This window comes from Priestia sp. TSO9 (assembly GCF_021029645.1).
Classification (GTDB): domain Bacteria; phylum Bacillota; class Bacilli; order Bacillales; family Bacillaceae_H; genus Priestia; species Priestia megaterium_E.
On the sequence record NZ_JAJEKD010000013.1, the window covers coordinates 769217 to 787003 of the forward strand.

Genomic DNA, 17787 nt, shown 5'->3' on the forward strand with positions numbered 1-17787 from the left:
TGCACTAATGAATGCTTTGCATTTAAGTAAAATCGGAAACAAAATGACTAATAAAGTAGGCGTTCGCGCTATTATGCATGACATCCAAGAAGTGCTCAATTCCAACCTCAATCAATATGTGAATTTAAGTGCTGGCAACCCCGCCATCCTCCCTCAAGTTTATGAAATGTGGGAAGAAGCTTTAAGAGATATTGTGAACGAAAAACAATTAAAAAATTTGATTAGCCAATATGGTTCTAGTTACGGTACGCATGAATTAATTGATTGCATAAGAGAATACTTCTTTACGAATTATCGTATTAAACTGGACAGAGAACAAGTCTTGATCACGTCGGGAAGTCAAAATCTCTTTTTTTTAGCTTTAAATTCGTTTTGCGGTACAAGTAAAGAAGAAAGAGTAAAAAAAGCATTAATACCTATGCTGCCAGATTACGCTGGGTATAGTGGAATCGCGCTCGAGGAAGGTGTAATAGAGGGAATTCCTCCTATCCTTTCAAAGCTTGATCGTCATACGTTTCGCTATGAATTTAACAAACAGGCATTTAAAGATAAAATAGCTCAGGACCCAGACATCGGAGCTGTCGTATTATCAAGACCTAATAATCCAAGCGGCAACATTCTTTCAAAAGAAGTCGTACACTTTATATCCCAAGTATGCAAGGACTATAACATTCCATTGCTAATTGATTCAGCGTACGCACCTCCTTTTCCGGCTATGAACTTTGTTGAAATGGATCCAATCATACATGATAATATCATTCACTGCATGAGTCTTTCTAAAGCCGGATTGCCTGGAGAGAGAATAGGAATTGCTATAGGAAAAAGTGAGTTCATAAAAGTAATGGAAGCATTTCAATCAAATATTTTGATTCACTCTTCTAGGTTAGGTCAGCGAATGGTGACTAGCACCTTAAAGAGCGGGCAGTTAGCCGGAATTTCAGCTAACTATATAAGAACTCATTATAAACAAAAACATGACTATTTAAAAAATCTTTTAACTACACGTATGCCGGATGATATTCCTTGGTATTTGCACAAAGCGGAAGGTTCGTTATTTGGTTGGCTTTGGTTAGAAGGTTTGCCTTTCAGTGATAGCGATCTATACAATAAATTAAAAGCAGAAAACTTGATTGTAGTACCAGGCGGCTCATTCTTTCACGGCAGCCAATCTTCTTCTCACAACCGGGAGTGTATTCGTATAAGTCTTACTGCTACAGATGAGGAGTTAAAGAAAGGAATTGATATTCTTTCTTCAGTAGTTAAGGAAATATACAGTTCAAACTTTATATTTCAAACAGAAAAAATATAATTTCTTTAAGATTTAGCAGTGCAACTCATACGTAATCATAAAGGATTCTTTATAAGCTAAAGATTGTTTAAAGAAGACAATAACATCCAATTTCTTTGGGAATTGGATAATTTTTTGCAATGAAAGACTCCTATATTTCTGCTAGCATATGAACCACGTCAAGAAATAGCAAGGAGGCTTTTTATTTTTATGATAAAGAAACTAGTAATCGCTATAGCGATGCTTATCCCAAGTTTTGGTGCAGGTTACTCAGCATTTGCTGCAGCGCCCGCTCATGAACAGCACGTTCAAGTAAATAAAAATGATAAAGAATTATTAGCTCGTCTCGTATCAGCCGAAGCCAAAGGAGAGCCTTATGCAGGCAAAGTAGCCGTGGCGACAGTTGTATTAAATAGAGTCGACAGCAGCAAATTCCCGGACACTGTAAAAGGCGTTATTTATCAAAAAGGTCAGTATAGTCCGGTGAGCAACGGTCAAGTTAATAAACCTGCAGACAAAGATTCAAAAAAAGCTGTAGAAGAAGCAATTAACTTCCAAGGTCAAGGGAAAGGTTCATTATTCTTCTTTAATCCTGATAAAACGGGAGATCAATGGCTGCGCCAAAAACAAGAAACAATTAAAATAGGAAATCATGTATTTGCAAAATAATAAAAAAGCTAATGGCTAGCTGCGCGCTGCTATTAGCTTTTTTAGTTATGTACATAAAATAAACAGTAGAACAACCTTTAAAATTAGAATTTCATGGTAAAATATAAAAAGTCATTCATAATTAAAAATATGAGGTGATAACGTGAAAGAGAATATGATGTTTGCTTGGATAGCTTCATGGTTAGCTCTTGCTGGTCAGCTCGTTTTTTTTATGGGAGTAGCGCTTTTTACAGGGGATTGGCGCTACATGATGTGGAGTTTTATGATAAGTATAATTGTAGGTATACCTAGTATCATTGGCACCTATAAACGAAATCAGCAGCTAAAAGCATACAAAAAATAAGGAATATCGTATTGAAACGAGCTATGAAAGACTTAGAGAAATCCTCCAAGTCTTTTTTCGTTTGGGTATAAAAAGACATGAACCGTACTCCGTTCTTCTAAAAAAAGTGCTTTTTACATAGTTTATCAATACAGAAAATTTGATAAACACGCGGAGGAGTAAACATGCAGAAACAGCCTAATTTTTTGTTAATTGTCGTGGACGAGGAGCGATTTCCACCCTTATATGAAAGTAAAGAACTAAAAAAGTGGAGAAAAAACATTTAAAAGCACATGAATTTTTAAAACAGCATGGAATGGAATTTACCCTTCACTACGTCGGTTCTACAGCTTGTTCACCAAGTCGAGCTACATTGTTTACAGGGCAGTATCCTTCCTTGCACGGAGTTACGCAAACGCAAGGTATCGCAAAGAAGTCACAAGATCCTGATATGTTTTGGCTGCAGCCTAATACCGTCCCGACGATGGGGGATTATTTTAAGCAGGCTGGGTATCAAACCTTTTATAAAGGAAAATGGCACATTTCTGATGAGAACATCTTAATTCCAGGAACACATAATGTTTTTTCTAGCTACCAGATGCAAACAGGAATACCGGATCCGGAAAAAGAATGCCTCTATCAACGGGCTAATAAGCTTGAAAAGTTTGGTTTTTCAGGGTGGATTGGTCCAGAACCGGAAGGGAGAAACCCGCACAATTCTGGTTCATCTGCGGCCGTTGGAGTGAGCGGACGAGACGAAATATATGCAGAGGAAATCATAGAGCTTATTCAACGATTAGAACATCAAGCGACTGAGCAGCCTTGGCTCATGGTAGCTTCGTTTGTGAACCCGCATGACATTGCGCTGTTTGGAGCGATTACCAAACACCTTCCTATGTTTCAGTTTTCTATTGATGAGACGATTCCGAACATCGATCCGCCGCCTACCATTAGAGAACCTTTACAAACAAAGCCTTGCGCTCAAAGCAGCTATAAATACTCTATCCAAAAGCGCTGCAGCCAACGCCAAATTCTAGCTTCTACCGGCGCTTGTATTATCAGCTGCAAAAAAATGTTGATAAACAAATTTTAAAAGTTCTTCGGACCATAGAACAATCTTCTTTCTATGAAAATACAATTATTATTTTTACGTCTGATCACGGTGATTTGCTTGGAGCTCACGGGGGACTACATCAAAAATGGTACAACATGTATGAAGAATCTATTCACGTTCCGCTTCTCATTCACAACAAATGTTTGTTTACCAATTATCAACGTACAGACCTGATGACTAGTCACGTTGACTTGATCCCGACAATGCTTAGTTTAGCTAATATCAATGCTTCCGCTGTTCAAAAGCAATTACAAAAAAGTCATACGGAAGTACATCCATTTGTTGGGCGAGACCTGTCAGGTATACTTCGAGGAGAATCGTCTCTTGAGCAAGAGCAAACACCGGTTTTCTTCATGACGGATGATGACCCGACAAAAGGACTTCACCAAACAAGTTTTTTAGGAGAAAGCTACCCGTCAGTTGTTCAGCCTAATCACATTCAAGCGGTCATTGTCGAGTTTTCGTCAGCGGCAGGAAAGGAAATTTGGAAATACGCTCGCTATCATGATAATCCGCAATTTTGGTCAGCAGATGACAAAAAAGATGAATTCATTCACGGAGAGCAATATGAAGGTTACCCTGTAAGTCTTACTACCCTCAAAACAACACGTGTTCCCGATCAAATTGAAATGTACAATTTGACCAAGGATCCGTTAGAAACAGTAAATCTGGCTCACCCGTACTTTTCGACAAATGAAACAAGGGAAATTCAGCGGCAGCTTGATGTTATTCTTAAAGAACAAATCAGGACAAAACGGATTTTTCCGCAAAGTGGAAGTATGTATGATGAGCTTCAGTCTAAAGATAGATAAAAAATAGTTTCTACGGATTTAAGTCAACTATTTGGGTGAGCAGAAAAAGGTATATTTAATATTTTAGTATATAAATAAAAAAACCTGATGATGCTTGTGCTATGTTACTTGTTCTGGTTTGGGATAGTATTGGTTTTACTTCGTTAATTCCGCTTAGATAAAACAAATAAGGACTTACGGTATCTTTCTTTTGCGCTTTATTGTTGTGAAAATAAAGGTAAAAATAAGAATAGAATGTAGTCGTTAATAGTATAATAAAAAACTTTTTAAGTCCGTATATTCTTAAGTAACTTTTCAAGAATTCAAGCATAAAGTAATTCTATACCATTAAAAAATAAAAAATTATCTCTTGACTTCTGTTAAATTTATACACTATAATCGCTTTTAACAACTAATAAACAGTATTTGGCAATGAAAAGGACATGAATTAGGTGCTGTTTTCTTCGCAGAGAATAGGGTCACTGGCTGAGAGCCCTTAAGAAATCATCTAATTTACCACCTTAGAGCTATTGCAGGGAACGTGCATAACTGAAACTGCAATCGGTAAAACCGTTATCTTTTTTGAGCGTAAAATACGTATGGGTATTTTACGGAATTAGGGTGGTACCACGGCCGCATTCGTCCCTTTACTAGGGATGAGTGCGGTTTTTTTATGTAGAAAAAATGAATATACGAGCAATGAAAAGGACATGAATCATTTTTGGATTTTCTTTACAGAGAGTAGGGTCACTGGCTGAGAACCCTTAGAAAACGAAATGAATTTACCACCTTGGAGCTGCGGCGGGGAATGTATATACACTGAAACCGCAACCGGTAAAACCGTTATCTTTTTAAGCGTAAAATACGTATGGGTATTTTACGGAATTAGGGTGGTACCACGGCCGCATTCGTCCCTTTACTAGGGATGAGTGCGGCTTTTTTGTTGAATAAAAACATATTGGAGGAATGAACATGTCAAAACAAATGGAAGCAGAAAAGCGAAATCATCAAAAATTAGGTCAAGAACTGGAGCTGTTTATGTCGATGGAAGAAGCTCCTGGCATGCCGTTTTTCTTACCTAACGGAATGATTGTTCGAAATGAGTTAGAAAACTACTGGAAACAAAAGCATTACAAAGCAGGCTATCAGGAGATAAAAACACCAATCATGATGAAACAGGAGCTATGGGAACAATCAGGACACTGGGAGCACTATCATGAGAATATGTATTTTTCAAATGTTGACAAACAAAACTATGCGATTAAACCTATGAATTGTCCGGGAGCCATTTTGTTGTTTAACAGCAAGCGAAGAAGCTACCGAGAACTTCCGATTCGATACGCAGAGCTTGGATTAGTTCATCGCCACGAGCTTTCTGGCTCTTTAAACGGATTGCTAAGAGTCCGTTCATTCACACAGGACGACGCTCATTTATTCGTAGAACTCAGTCAGATTGAAGCTGAGATTAGCCGCATCCTAGCGTTTATCCATGACTTTTACTCACATTTTGGCTTCGATTACAAAGTGGAGCTATCCACACGACCTGGAAAATTCATGGGAGATATTGAAACATGGAACCAAGCAGAAAAGTCGCTTCAATCTGTGTTAAGTGAAAAAGGCTTAGATTACCAGGTTAATGAAGGAGACGGAGCTTTTTATGGGCCGAAAATCGATTTTCATATTTTAGATTCCTTAGGTCGCAGCTGGCAGTGCGGAACAGTTCAGCTTGATTTTCTAATGCCAGAGAAGTTTGACTGTATGTATATTGGGGAAGACAATAAACCGCATCGTCCCGTAATGATTCACCGCGCTATATACGGTTCCGTTGAACGATTTATGGCCATCTTGATTGAACATTACGAAGGTCAATTTCCTCTTTGGCTGGCTCCTGTTCAACTCAAACTATTGCCTATTGCACCGCCGCATATGGAATATGCATATAAAGTGAAACACGAGATGGAGTTAAAAGGATATCGTGTGGAAGTAGATGATCGCATTGAAAAAATAGGGCTAAAAATTCGAGAAGCAGAAATGCTGAAAGTTCCTTATATGGCTGTGATAGGAGATAAAGAAGTGGAAAATGAATCGCTTGCTATGCGAAAGCATGGGAAGAAAAATATAGGAACAATAAGTGTGGAAGAGGCAGCTGTAAACTTGAATAAAGAAAAAAATTCAAACGGAGTTTATTGAAGCCATTTACCTTGCTAAATAGAAAAATCCGATTTTTTAAGTCGGATAGTGATTCCCTTCATCTTGTCTTACACCAAAATGAAGGGAATATTGAACTAGAAGGGTATAAAATATTATATATCGGCAGTGTAACTTTTGTCTTAGATAAACGCCGTTATTTTATAAAAAAATTTATCTTATTCTATTCGAATCGTTTGTGGATGAAGCTGAAGCTTCACCTGATGGTTTGTTTATGTTTTGCTGATCTCGCTTCTTTTTAGAAGGAGAGTAAAAAAGAAATTTAAACATAAAGTATACTCCTAATGCTAGTAAAATACAGCCAATAAGTAAGTTAATCATCTTTCTCCGCCCTTCATACACTTCAGTTTTCATCATTATAACACCCGGTAAGATAAAACATTCATCGTTCTGTAAATAATCTCTATGTCAGGAATTTATATCTGAAGATAGTTAGTAAAAAAGTTATTTAAAAAAAATATAAAATAATTTTTCAGAATATTATTTTTATTCAAACTTATTATACGTAAGCATAATGATAATCTCTTTATTTAGTTTATAAATACAAAATAGAGCAATGATAAGAAATCGCTTACAAAAACTCTTGAAATATATATAATGATATTAGTATACTAATAGACAAGTTAGTAATTATTTCTATATAATTACTACTGTATCTGAAGTGAAAACGCGCAGGCAAATGGGAAAGACGTTATTTTCAAGTTTTTAATGGATGAGTGGCAACAGAAAGGAGAGAGTGCAATGGGAAAACTATTTAAAAAGAAGTCAATCGAGCAATTATTAGAACAAAGTCAAAACAAATCTCTAGTCAAAACATTAGGAGCATTCGATTTGACTCTTCTTGGTATTGGAGCCGTAATCGGAACGGGGGTTTTAGTATTAACAGGCTTAGTAGCTGCTAACGATGCTGGGCCAGCCGTTATTTTTTCTTTTATATTGGCTTCTATTGTATGCGGTTTTGCAGCGCTGTGCTATGCGGAATTTGCTTCAACTATACCTGTATCTGGGAGCGTTTACACCTATACATATGCAACCATCGGCGAAGTGGTAGCGCACTTAATGGGATGGACGTTGCTTTCTGTCTATTTGTTAACGATGTCAGCAGTAGCAAACGGCTGGTCTTCTTATTTTAACAACTTTTTAGAAGGCTTTGGTTTTTCACTGCCAAAAGAATTGATTACAATCCCTGCAAATGGAGGCCTAGTAAACCTTCCTGCTATTTGTATTACGCTTCTTATTACATGGCTGCTTTCAAGAGGAACAAAAGAAAGTAAAAAAGTGAATAACTTTATGGTACTTGTTAAATTGTTTATTATCCTTCTCTTCATTATTGTAGGAGCTTTTTATGTAAAACCGTCTAATTGGACACCTTTTATGCCTTATGGAATTGAAGGTGTTGTGACAGGGGGAGCGGCCGTATTTTTTGCTTTCTTAGGTTTCGATGCCTTATCTACATCAGCAGAAGAAGTAAAGAATCCGCAGCGCAATTTGCCCATTGGAATTATTAGTTCACTTGTGATCTGCACGATTATTTATGTAGCAGTATGCCTTGTTATGACCGGAGTTGTTTCGTACAAGGAACTGAATGTTCCAGAAGCAATGGCCTATGTTCTTCATTCAGTAGGACAAAATGCAGTGGCAGGAGTTATTGCTGCAGGAGCTGTCATTGGAATCATGGCTGTTATTTTCGCCTACATTTATGCAGCAACACGCATTTTATTCTCAATGAGCCGCGACGGCTTGTTGCCAAAAGCATTTGCCAAAACAAACGAGAAAACAGGAGTTCCGATTCTTTCTACTTGGCTAGTAGGGATTATCGGAGCGTTAATTTCAGGATTTATAGATCTAAAAGAACTTGCGAATTTAGCAAATATCGGAGCTCTTTTAACTTTCGGCATGGTGGGCGTCAGCATTATCATCTTACGTAAAACGCATCCAACTTTAAAACGTGGATTTACAATGCCGTTTGTCCCGGTTTTACCAATTTTATCTGTATTATCTTGTTTATTTTTAATGATTAATCTTCCTAAAACAACATGGCTGTATTTTAGCATATGGATTGTGCTTGGTATAGTTGTATATGTCGGTTATTCTCGTAAACACAGTCGATTAACAAGTAAAGAAATGAAAAAAGCGAGTTAAAAGTAAAAAAGAGCCTTTCAGCAAAGAAAGGCTCTTTTTTACTTGTTGTTCGGTTGTTAGACAGTTAGGACGATTGTTCACTATGTTTTTTGCGTGTTTCCACAATAAAAAGACAAGTGCTGATAACAAAAGCCGTTCCTACAAAAATGGCGCCGACCCAAGGAAGTGAAGTAAGTCCCATATGGTTAATAATTACGCCTCCGAAAAAGGCGCCAAAAGCATTTCCTAAGTTAGCAAACGAATGATTCGAAGTAGAAGCTAAAGCAGGTGCTTCCTGTGCTAAGTTCATAATTTTCACTTGAATACCAGGCATTACAGCAAATGCTGCTGCCCCCCAGAAAAACAGCGTGATAATCGCTGCTGTTGGGCTTTTAACGGTAAACGTAAAAATAGTCAGCACAATACAAAGAAAAGCAAATATACCTACAACCGAAGGCATTAACTTCCAGTCTGCTAGCTTGCCTCCAACAACGTTTCCGAGCGTAACTCCGCATCCATATAATACAAGTATCCACGTAACGCTATGTTCACTTACTCCTGTAACGTCTTCAAGAAGCGGTGTAATGTACGTAAATACAGTAAATAAACTACCGCATCCTATTGCGCTTAAAAGAAGCATCACAAGAAGTTTTGGTTGAGTAAAAGCAGCAAACTGCTGTTTTAGACCCGTTAATTTGTCTTGACCAAGCTTTGGGATAAACAGAATAATACCAATAAATGCAATAATCCCCATGATCGTAATAGCTCCAAACGAAGCTCTCCAGCCTAAGTGTTGCCCAATGAATGTTCCCACAGGAACGCCGATTATATTTGCAATGGTTAAACCTGCCATCATCGTTGCCACAGCACTTGCACGTTTATGAGGTTGTACGAGCCGTGAAGCAATAACAGCGCCTACTCCAAAGAAAGTACCGTGACATAATGCCGTAACTAAACGAGCTCCCATTAAAATTCCATAGCTAGGTGCAATAATAGCAATCGCATTTCCGAGAATAAATAAAAGCATAAGTAAACAAAGCAGAAGCTTTTGAGGAAGTCGATGAGTAAAAATGGTTAAAATTGGCGCGCCGATTGCTACTCCTAAAGCATAGCTTGTAATTAGTTGGCCAGCAGTCGAAATGCTAACGTGAAGGTCTTCCGCAACGTTAGGCAATATCCCCATAATAACAAATTCCGTCATTCCGATAGCAAAAGCTCCAAGAGTCAATGAGATGAGAGCAATTGGAAAGGAATCTTTCTTACTGACCTGCTCATTAGCATGCATTGTATTCATGTGTGATCACCCTTTCTGTGTATAAAATTTATATCTCCTTGAAAAGAAGTCAATTACTAATAATACTTAAGTGATTGAGCTTTGACAACCAAAAAAGCTGATGTAAGCGGTATCTTTTCGAATTCCATTTATCTTTATCATATATGAAGACAGTCAGACATAAATTTATTGACAGAATAAAGTTTAGTCCTATAAACTATTTTTAAAGTTGAATAGTTTATACCTATAAACTAAATGTGCAAAGGAGGGAAAGAAGTGACGAAAAGCAAGTTATATCAAGCTGTAGAACTTTTTGAAGAAGTGCTGTTTGTAGGAACAGAAGTAATTCACAGAGAGATAAGCCATAACCTCTTCGAACATGTCTCTAGGCAGCAGTTTGATTTGTTAAATAGTTTAATGATTAAAGGTCCATCTTCACCTGGCAGTCTTGCTGTCTTGCAAGGTGTTCATAAAAGTGCTATTTCGAATCGAATCAAAAAGCTGCTCGAAAAAAGGCTTGTGGAGTGGGACACTAATGAACTAGAGAGCGATAAACGTTCTAAGCTTATTAAGATTACGGCTGAAGGAGAAAAGGTAATAAATGACGGAAATGCCGCGTGTTTTAGTATCATTGAGAATTTGTTTGATGATGTAGAAGAAGAAAAAATAGATACATTTATTGAAATTCTTACAATGGCAAAAGAAAAGTTAACTACAAAAGGGGAAAGCAAAGAATGAAATTTATTGTGAAATTTAAATGGGTGATTGCGGCCTTTATTTTAGCTTTAACAGGTATATTGATGCTAACGTCACCAAATTTAACAAAGCTCGCAAGTGAAAAAGGGCAGTCTCAGCTTCCCGACGATGCCGTTTCATCCAGAGCCAGCCAAATTCTAAAAAATGCTGGAGAAGACAGTAATACCATCAGCATGGTTATCAAGTTAGATAACGCATTAGATAAAGACAGTGAGAAACAAATACAGAAAATCATTGATAAGACAGAGAAAATTAAAGGTGTAAAAGATGTCACAACGCCTTTAACAGATGATCAAGATGTTCGTAATCAATTAATGTCTAAAGACAAAAAAACCGTTTTAGTTCCGGTTACTGTCAGTGGATCGGATGAAAAAGTTGAAAAAATAGCGAATCAGATTTATGATAGCGTACCAAAAGACACTACGGCATATGTAACAGGTGCATCTCTTATCAATCAGGATTTTGCACACAGTTCAGAAGAAGGGTTAAAGAAAACGGAGTTTATTACTATCTTTTTGATTTTAGGTTTGCTTTTACTCGTTTTCCGTTCAGTCGTGACGCCGTTTATTCCTATTTTAATTGTGGGAATCACATACTTAATCAGTCAATCGTTACTAGGGATTTTAGTTAAAAATGTCGATTTTCCAATCTCAACGTTCACGCAAACGTTCTTAGTAGCTATTTTGTTTGGAATTGGTACGGATTACTGCATTCTTTTACTTAATCGTTTCCGTGAAGAATTGGCAAACGGACATGATAAAGTAGAGGCCACGATCACGGCTTATCGTACAGCAGGAAGAACGCTATTTATCAGCGGAATTGCCGTATTTATTGGGTTTGCAGCCATTGGATTTGCCAAGTTTGCCATTTTCCAGTCGGCTGTCGGGGTAGCAGTGGGCGTAGGTGTACTGCTAGTCATTTTATTTACTCTGCTTCCACTTTTTATGGTTACGCTTGGAGAAAAATTATTTTGGCCGTCTAAAAAAGTGGCTTCTCATAGCGATAATAAGCTGTGGGGCTTTTTAGGGAAAAAGGCAGTGGCGCGACCGTTCGTGTTTTTAGTCATTACAGCGATTATTACCGTGCCTTTTATTGTCACGTACGACTCAAAAGTATCGTTTGATTCTACTGCTGAAATAAGCAGTGATTATAAATCTATAAAAGGACTAAATGCTATCAGTGATGCACTGGGAGAAGGAAAAGCGTTTCCTGTCAATGTTATTATTAAAGGAGATAAAGAGTTAACAAAGGCGGATGTTATTCCTTATTTAGGAAATATAAGCAAAGCAATTGAAAAAGTGGATCACGTGGATTCTGTTATGACTATCACACAGCCTACCGGAGAAAAGATTGATGATTTATATGTTAATTCACAGCTAGGCTCTGCATCAGATGGAATCAAAGATGCTGTTAAAGGAATCGGAGATGTACAAAAAGGATTAAGTGATGTTGAAAAAGGGCTAAATCAAATAGCTGACCAAACGGGTTCTGCTTCTAAAGAGAAATCTGGCGGGTCGCTTGCACCTGCTGCAGATGGATTAGCTCAAATTAATCAACAGCTGCAGCTTGTCAGCACTCAGCTCTCTACAACAGGAAATGTGCAGCAAGCGGTTCCGCAGCTTGTTGCAATCAGTAAACAGCTTACTACCATTCAAACTGGTCTCCAACAAGCAAATGAGAATCTTTCAGCTCAGCAAGGTCAAGTTGGAGCGTTATCAGACAGTATCAATCAGTTAGCAAAAGGCGTTAACAGTGCGAATGACGGACTGACGAAGATCTCAGATGGCTTAACAAAAGCAACAGATATGCTTGATAACATGAGTGACAGCTCAACAGTTAGAGATACGGGTATTTACCTTCCAGCAGAAGTGATGAAAGATAAAGGGTTTAAACAATCCATCGATAGCTATTCTTTTGCAGATGGAAAAGGAGTTAAGCTCAGTGTAGTGCTCGATCAAAATCCATATTCTGAAGAAGCCATTTCAACCGTAAAAAATATTGAAAAAGCGGTGGCAAGCGAAGTCGTTGATACGCCGTTTGAGCATACAGAAATTGTGTACGGAGGCGTATCGAGCTCGAATGCAGATTTAAAAGATTTATCCACAACGGATCTTTCACGCACAATGGTTATTATGATGATTGGATTGTTTATTGTGCTGACCATTTTATTCCGTTCAATGATCATGCCTGTATACATGATTGCTTCACTGCTGCTTACGTATTATACAGCAATGGGAATCTCAGAGCTTCTATTCGTGGATATAATGGGGAATGACGGAATCAGCTGGGCCGTGCCATTCTTTAGTTTTGTTATTTTAGTTGCCCTTGGAATTGACTACTCTATTTTCTTGTTAGACCGTTTTAACGAAGAAGTAAAAAGCGGCGTAGCAGTAGGGATGGTTACGTCTATGAGTAAGATGGGGTCGGTTATTATCACTGCTGCTATTATCTTAGCCGGAACGTTTGGGGCTATGATGCCATCGGGTGTATTAACACTTGTTCATGTAGCAACGGTTGTTATTATTGGTCTTTTACTTTATGGCCTTGTCATTCTTCCGCTTCTTATGCCAGCGATTGTCGTAACGCTTGGAGAAGGAAACTGGTGGCCGTTTATTCGGAAAAAAGAAAAATACAAAGTAGAAGAATAACTTGTATATGCTAGCTGTATCAAAAATCAGATACTTGTTAGGAAATAGTGATAAACGCCTGTATAGCGTTAAGCATTATATAGGATAAAAATGAAGGATAGATGAGCGTCATAAGAATGCTCTATCTATCCTTTTTGTATTATTGGAAAACGTGAGTATAGTTTAAAAGCACAATCAAGCAGGTGCTTTTATAAATACACCTAGTCGAATAAAAGACCTCTCATCAGGAAAACCTATAGTCAAAAACATGAGGGAGGTTCTTTTATGAAATTTGTAAATTTCTTCGCTAATCAACGAGACAAACGACGAGAACAAATGCGCGAAGCAGGAACATGTCCAGATTGCTTAGGGAAACGATTCCACCATATTGGACTTTATTTTGTACATGTTTATGAGTGTCCGAGCTGCCAAGGTAAAGAAGAAAACTAAATACTTCGGCAAAAAGCTTCTATTTTATTTAAGAAGCTTTTTTTATTTAATCACAATTACAAGCCCAGTAGTTTGAAAAGAATTGTTCCTTTAGAACTAATAATAATGATAAGATTAAAAAAAGTAGCATCTAAGGTAATTCATACTCACTTTTACGTAAAAACCACTATTAGTAGAGAGATTATATAAAAAGGAGATTCCGCCATGGGTGAAAAAAAGAATATTGATATAGGTGGTCTTAATTTTGCGTGGGATTTAGAAAAGGGACAATTTAGCTTTGAAGGAGAAGATGCGATCCTTTTTTGGATTTCTTCTGCGATGAAAACATTGTTTGACACAATCGAAGAAATATCTGGAGAAGAGGCAGCTTCTGTAGTACTGGAAACCACTGGTTTCCGACAAGGATTAGTAGTAGGAGAGTACTTTCAAAATATGAAAGGCGTAACGGTTTTTGAAGCGGCTGAGTTAATTACAAATACATACGCTTCGGCTGGATGGGGAAAAACAACTATTAAATATTTAAATCCTGAAAGTAAAACTCTATCTGCTGAATTAAAAGACAGTTGGGAACATAAAATTAACGTGGCGCAAAAGAAAACAAAGGGAGGAAATTTTCTTCCGGCCCATTATGCAGGGATTTTTACAGGACTATTCGGAACAAATATTTGGTACAAGGTGATTCAACATCAAATAGAAGGGCATGAATACACCACAGTAGAATACTTCCCTTCCAACATTGATATCACTCAAAATATTCATCAATTAGCCAGAAGAAAAGAAGCGCAGAAAATAGAACATTTGCAAAACATTGTAGCAGAAAAAACAGCAGAGTTAAAAGATCTTATTAAAAAGCTTTCTTCTCCTATTATTCCGGTTTTGGAAGGCATAGTCGTCGTTCCTTTGATTGGCAAATACGATGAGGATCGAACAGAAGATTTGATTGTCAATACATTAAATAACCTCCCAAAACATCAGGCTAATTATCTTGTGCTGGATTTAACCGGATTGGATAAAGAACTTACTGAATATACGGCAAGTCTTATCGAAAAATTAGGTGCAGCAGCGTCCCTGATTGGTACGAAAACAATTTTAGTAGGAATTTCTGCTGACTTAGGCTTAGTTATATCAGAGACCCATATTGATTTATCAAAATATGATTGTTTTCAAACATTGCAGCACGGCATTCATTATGCATTGGCACAAAGCGGACGAAGCATTGTTTAAAAGATATATTTGAAATATAACAAAATGCACTCATTCAACATCATAACAACTTTCTTTATCAAGGAACGGAGATGTATTGAAGGATTTCATTTTCAAAGGAATTGACATGAAATCAAAAGGTGTTATATCATTCTCGTATGAAACCTTTTGGTGTTATTTTTTAAAAAAGGAGAATGAAGATAACGATGAATGATAAAAGTGTAGTAGAAGATGTAAAACAGACGATAATCTTTAACGCGCCGATTCAAAAAGTTTGGGATAAAGTAGCAACCTCAGAAGGGCTCCAACAATGGGTCATGCCTAATGATTTTCAGCCTCAGATAGGATATGAATTTCATTTACAATCGCCTTTTGGACCATCTCCGTGTAAAGTATTAGAAATAGATGCACCAAACTATCTTTCTTTCTCTTGGGATACGGATGGATGGGTCGTTTCGTTTACCTTAAAAGAAATGGGTAATCAAACTGAATTTACTCTTATTCATAGCGGATGGAAAGAAGCTGAAACACCTCTTGAAAAAGCAAACGAAAAGAGTTCAGTGGTACGAGATAGAATGAGCTACGGGTGGATTAGTCTCGTGAATGAAAAACTTCGAAAGGTTGTTGAAAACTAAATGACTTCATCAGCTGCCAAGCATGATATCTTTCAAGCCATTGCTGATCCTACTCGAAGAAAAGTACTTGAGCTGCTTTCTGAAAAAGAATTGCCTATTTCAGAAATAACGTCTCATTTTTCAATAAGCCGTACCGCTGTTGTCAAGCATCTTCATATACTTTCAGAAGCAGACTTAGTCCATGGACAAAAAAAAGGCAGAGAAAAAGTGTATTATCTTCAGCCAGAGCCTTTAAAAGAAGTAAAAGATTGGCTTTCTTACTACGAACAATTTTGGACGAACAAATTATCTATTCTTCAGCATATTGTTGAAAGAGATGAAGAAAGAAATCAATAGAAAAAGCATAAAAACGTTTTTTATAGGGGATATAGCAAAGCCAGTCGTTAAAAAGACTGGCTGTTTTACATAAAAGCTGGTTTTATTCTAGAAGGACAAATAAAGGAAAGATGCAGAACAACATAGGACATTTCTTGAAATAAAAAGATAGACCTTTAGAAGAAAAAAAGGGGGAAATAGAGTAATGAACAAGCTTTTATTTTACGGGACGAGCGATGCTCAAGGAGTGCCTCGATTATTATGTGACTGTAAAGTATGTATACAAAAAGATCCATTAAATCAGCGCACAAGACCTAGTGCACAATTTACAATGAACGGTAACGTGTTTTTGATTGATGTCTCACCTGATTTTAAACATCAATTTCATTTATATAATAACAAAAAAATCCCTTCTACTGTATTTATTACGCACCCTCACAATGATCATGTGGCTGGTTTAGGAGATTTAGCTGACTTATGCTATTGGAATAATGTAAATACAGAAGTCGTAGGAGCGCCTGAAGTCATCAGCGAGTTAACCGAAAGATTTCCTTATCTCGCAAAAAGAAAAGGGCTTACCTTTAAAGGAACGTTAAAATGGGATAGTGGAGAAACAACGATTACGTTTCATAAAGTAAATCACGGATTTAACGGTCATTCCTACGGCATTGTGGTTCATCAAAAACAGGGCGAACGCTGGGCTTATGTATCCGATTCTTTTAATGTGACAAAAGAACAGTGGCAGCCCTTTTACCACTTAGATTTACTGATATTTGGTACATCTTTCTGGAAAGAATATCTTCAAAAAGAAAAAAGATCCGTATATGACGTGACAGAGGCAGTGGAGATCAAAGCGAAGCTGCAAGCCAAAAACATGGTATTTACTCATTTATCACATGATATCGATATCCGAAAGCACGCCGAGATGCTCTCAGATGAAAACGTAAGCTTTGCCTATGACGGACGCGAGATTTTATTACCTTAAGTATAGTGATGCACAGAAAGGATTTTTTATATATTGTAGAAGAATAATTCCAAACTAACGAGGCAGAAGAGGTTGGGATGCAGGAATATCTTGCAGTAGGAACGAACATGACACTAAATTGGATTTAAAGAAGGGATAGTGTTATGGAGAGTATTATAGAAAAAGCTACTAACATTGGTGAATTATCTCGATTTCTATCAGAAATAAATAGAAAGAAAACATCACACATTGGTTATTGTGGTAAAAAAGAAGAAGAAATCCACCAGACATTAAAAGAAGATTTTATTAGTGACGAGGGTGATATTAAATTTTTAATCGCTAGAAATAGGACAGGAGAAATTTTAGCAGCTATTGGGTTTGATATCGAAGAAACAGTAGCAGAAGTGTGGGGACCTTTTAATAAAACATCTTCTATTTATTTGCAATCTCAATTATGGAAACAGTTAGTTAATGAAAACCCTTTGATTCAAAAATTTCATTTTTTTATCAATGAAGAAAATGAGCTGCAACAAGTATTTATGAATGAAATAAAAGCAAAAAAGACTGGTGAACACTTGATCTTAGAAATTAAAGAACAAAATTTTGATAAAGTTACTGAAATGAAAAGTGAGTCATTTAAACATAGTGATTTTCAAGCATTTGAAACACTACACAATGCAATGTTTCAAAATACTTATTACAATGGAAAAACAATTATTGAGAGACTTAACGATAGAAATATGTTAAAGATACTCAAAAATATTTCTAACGAGTTGCAAGGTTATGCGTACTTTGAAGTCGATACTGAAATGGGAGAGGGCTCATTGGAGTATATTTGTATTTCGAAGAATGCTCAGAGTCAAGGTCTAGGAACGATGTTGTTAAAAGAAGTTTTAACCGAGATGTTTTCATTCCCGGAAATTAATGAAATTAAACTAACTGTTGATAGGCCGAATAGTCAAGCAAATCGAGTATATATGAAAGTTGGTTTTGAAGTAAAAAATATTCTTATAAGTTATTGCCTTAAACTGTAAAAGAGTTAAGTTTAATG

Annotated in this window: 15 protein-coding genes, 1 pseudogene and 2 other annotated features; of the genes and pseudogenes, 14 read left to right on the top strand and 2 right to left on the bottom strand. The window is 36.9% G+C overall.

The window, feature by feature from the left end:
• The first annotated feature begins 7 nt into the window (after window positions 1-7).
• The 5 genes and pseudogenes from LJC66_RS12095 to thrS all read left to right on the top strand — a co-directional run bounded on the left by LJC66_RS12095 (window position 8) and on the right by thrS (window position 6374).
• A complete protein-coding gene (locus LJC66_RS12095) occupies window positions 8-1309 on the top strand; it encodes a valine--pyruvate transaminase (protein ID WP_230932633.1) in 1302 nt (433 codons plus the stop codon).
• Between the two features lie 189 nt (window positions 1310-1498).
• Entirely contained in the window at window positions 1499-1957 is a 459-nt protein-coding gene (locus LJC66_RS12100) for a cell wall hydrolase (RefSeq protein ID WP_230932634.1), read from the top strand.
• 142 nt (window positions 1958-2099) lie between these two features.
• Entirely contained in the window at window positions 2100-2300 is a 201-nt protein-coding gene (locus LJC66_RS12105; RefSeq protein ID WP_050688889.1) for a hypothetical protein, read from the top strand.
• A gap of 164 nt (window positions 2301-2464) precedes the next feature.
• Window positions 2465-4205 (top strand): annotated as a pseudogene (locus LJC66_RS12110) (sulfatase family protein).
• Between the two features lie 402 nt (window positions 4206-4607).
• Window positions 4608-4834 (top strand) — a binding site (T-box leader).
• A gap of 40 nt (window positions 4835-4874) precedes the next feature.
• Window positions 4875-5103 (top strand) — a binding site (T-box leader).
• A gap of 53 nt (window positions 5104-5156) precedes the next feature.
• On the top strand, window positions 5157-6374 hold the full coding sequence (gene thrS / locus LJC66_RS12115) for a threonine--tRNA ligase (RefSeq protein WP_049793997.1): 1218 nt from the start codon (window positions 5157-5159) through the stop codon (window positions 6372-6374).
• A 171-nt stretch (window positions 6375-6545) separates the two neighbouring features.
• On the opposite strand, the gene LJC66_RS12120 is transcribed toward thrS, so the two are convergent.
• Window positions 6546-6749 (bottom strand): hypothetical protein, encoded by a 204-nt coding sequence (locus tag LJC66_RS12120; RefSeq protein ID WP_195693880.1) that lies wholly within the window; start codon window positions 6747-6749, stop codon window positions 6546-6548.
• Between the two features lie 384 nt (window positions 6750-7133).
• Here LJC66_RS12120 and LJC66_RS12125 point away from each other — a divergent pair, with 384 nt between their 5' ends.
• Window positions 7134-8534 (top strand): amino acid permease, encoded by a 1401-nt coding sequence (locus LJC66_RS12125; RefSeq protein ID WP_230932635.1) that lies wholly within the window; start codon window positions 7134-7136, stop codon window positions 8532-8534.
• A gap of 64 nt (window positions 8535-8598) precedes the next feature.
• Here the strand turns inward: LJC66_RS12125 and LJC66_RS12130 are convergent, their stop codons facing one another.
• Window positions 8599-9807 carry an MFS transporter gene (locus tag LJC66_RS12130; RefSeq protein WP_013057095.1) on the bottom strand — a complete coding sequence of 403 codons (1209 nt, stop codon included), beginning with the start codon at window positions 9805-9807 and terminating at the stop codon, window positions 8599-8601.
• Between the two features lie 255 nt (window positions 9808-10062).
• Here LJC66_RS12130 and LJC66_RS12135 point away from each other — a divergent pair, with 255 nt between their 5' ends.
• The 8 genes from LJC66_RS12135 (at window position 10063) to LJC66_RS12170 (ending at window position 17770) form a co-directional block, all read left to right on the top strand.
• Complete coding sequence (locus LJC66_RS12135) at window positions 10063-10524, top strand: MarR family winged helix-turn-helix transcriptional regulator (RefSeq protein WP_230932636.1); 462 nt, start codon at window positions 10063-10065, stop codon at window positions 10522-10524.
• Entirely contained in the window at window positions 10521-13190 is a 2670-nt protein-coding gene (locus LJC66_RS12140; protein WP_230932637.1) for an MMPL family transporter, read from the top strand. The genes LJC66_RS12135 and LJC66_RS12140 overlap by 4 nt, the downstream gene beginning before the upstream one ends.
• A gap of 264 nt (window positions 13191-13454) precedes the next feature.
• The gene (locus LJC66_RS12145) at window positions 13455-13619 is read left to right on the top strand and encodes a hypothetical protein (RefSeq protein ID WP_181160216.1); all 165 of its coding nucleotides are present in this window, start codon (window positions 13455-13457) and stop codon (window positions 13617-13619) included.
• A 204-nt stretch (window positions 13620-13823) separates the two neighbouring features.
• Window positions 13824-14843, top strand: a complete 1020-nt coding sequence (locus tag LJC66_RS12150; RefSeq protein ID WP_182420575.1) for an STAS domain-containing protein — start codon at window positions 13824-13826, stop codon at window positions 14841-14843.
• A 185-nt stretch (window positions 14844-15028) separates the two neighbouring features.
• The gene (locus LJC66_RS12155; RefSeq protein ID WP_230932638.1) at window positions 15029-15457 is read left to right on the top strand and encodes an SRPBCC family protein; all 429 of its coding nucleotides are present in this window, start codon (window positions 15029-15031) and stop codon (window positions 15455-15457) included.
• Window positions 15458-15793, top strand: a complete 336-nt coding sequence (locus LJC66_RS12160) for an ArsR/SmtB family transcription factor (RefSeq protein ID WP_014460050.1) — start codon at window positions 15458-15460, stop codon at window positions 15791-15793.
• 184 nt (window positions 15794-15977) lie between these two features.
• Complete coding sequence (locus LJC66_RS12165) at window positions 15978-16757, top strand: MBL fold metallo-hydrolase (protein ID WP_230932639.1); 780 nt, start codon at window positions 15978-15980, stop codon at window positions 16755-16757.
• A 143-nt stretch (window positions 16758-16900) separates the two neighbouring features.
• Window positions 16901-17770, top strand: a complete 870-nt coding sequence (locus tag LJC66_RS12170; protein ID WP_230932640.1) for a GNAT family N-acetyltransferase — start codon at window positions 16901-16903, stop codon at window positions 17768-17770.
• Window positions 17771-17787 lie beyond the last annotated feature (17 nt).

Bases quoted from the DNA above. Each gene is read 5' to 3' on its own strand.
- LJC66_RS12095 (WP_230932633.1), top strand. From the start codon at position 8: ATGAATGCTTTGCATTTAAGTAAAATCGGAAACAAAATGACTAATAAA.
- LJC66_RS12100 (WP_230932634.1), top strand. From the start codon at position 1,499: ATGATAAAGAAACTAGTAATCGCTATAGCGATGCTTATCCCAAGTTTT.
- thrS (WP_049793997.1), top strand. From the start codon at position 5,157: ATGTCAAAACAAATGGAAGCAGAAAAGCGAAATCATCAAAAATTAGGT.
- LJC66_RS12120 (WP_195693880.1), bottom strand. From the start codon at position 6,749: ATGATGAAAACTGAAGTGTATGAAGGGCGGAGAAAGATGATTAACTTA.
- LJC66_RS12125 (WP_230932635.1), top strand. From the start codon at position 7,134: ATGGGAAAACTATTTAAAAAGAAGTCAATCGAGCAATTATTAGAACAA.
- LJC66_RS12130 (WP_013057095.1), bottom strand. From the start codon at position 9,807: ATGAATACAATGCATGCTAATGAGCAGGTCAGTAAGAAAGATTCCTTT.
- LJC66_RS12140 (WP_230932637.1), top strand. From the start codon at position 10,521: ATGAAATTTATTGTGAAATTTAAATGGGTGATTGCGGCCTTTATTTTA.
- LJC66_RS12145 (WP_181160216.1), top strand. From the start codon at position 13,455: ATGAAATTTGTAAATTTCTTCGCTAATCAACGAGACAAACGACGAGAA.
- LJC66_RS12150 (WP_182420575.1), top strand. From the start codon at position 13,824: ATGGGTGAAAAAAAGAATATTGATATAGGTGGTCTTAATTTTGCGTGG.
- LJC66_RS12155 (WP_230932638.1), top strand. From the start codon at position 15,029: ATGAATGATAAAAGTGTAGTAGAAGATGTAAAACAGACGATAATCTTT.
- LJC66_RS12160 (WP_014460050.1), top strand. From the start codon at position 15,458: ATGACTTCATCAGCTGCCAAGCATGATATCTTTCAAGCCATTGCTGAT.
- LJC66_RS12165 (WP_230932639.1), top strand. From the start codon at position 15,978: ATGAACAAGCTTTTATTTTACGGGACGAGCGATGCTCAAGGAGTGCCT.
- LJC66_RS12170 (WP_230932640.1), top strand. From the start codon at position 16,901: ATGGAGAGTATTATAGAAAAAGCTACTAACATTGGTGAATTATCTCGA.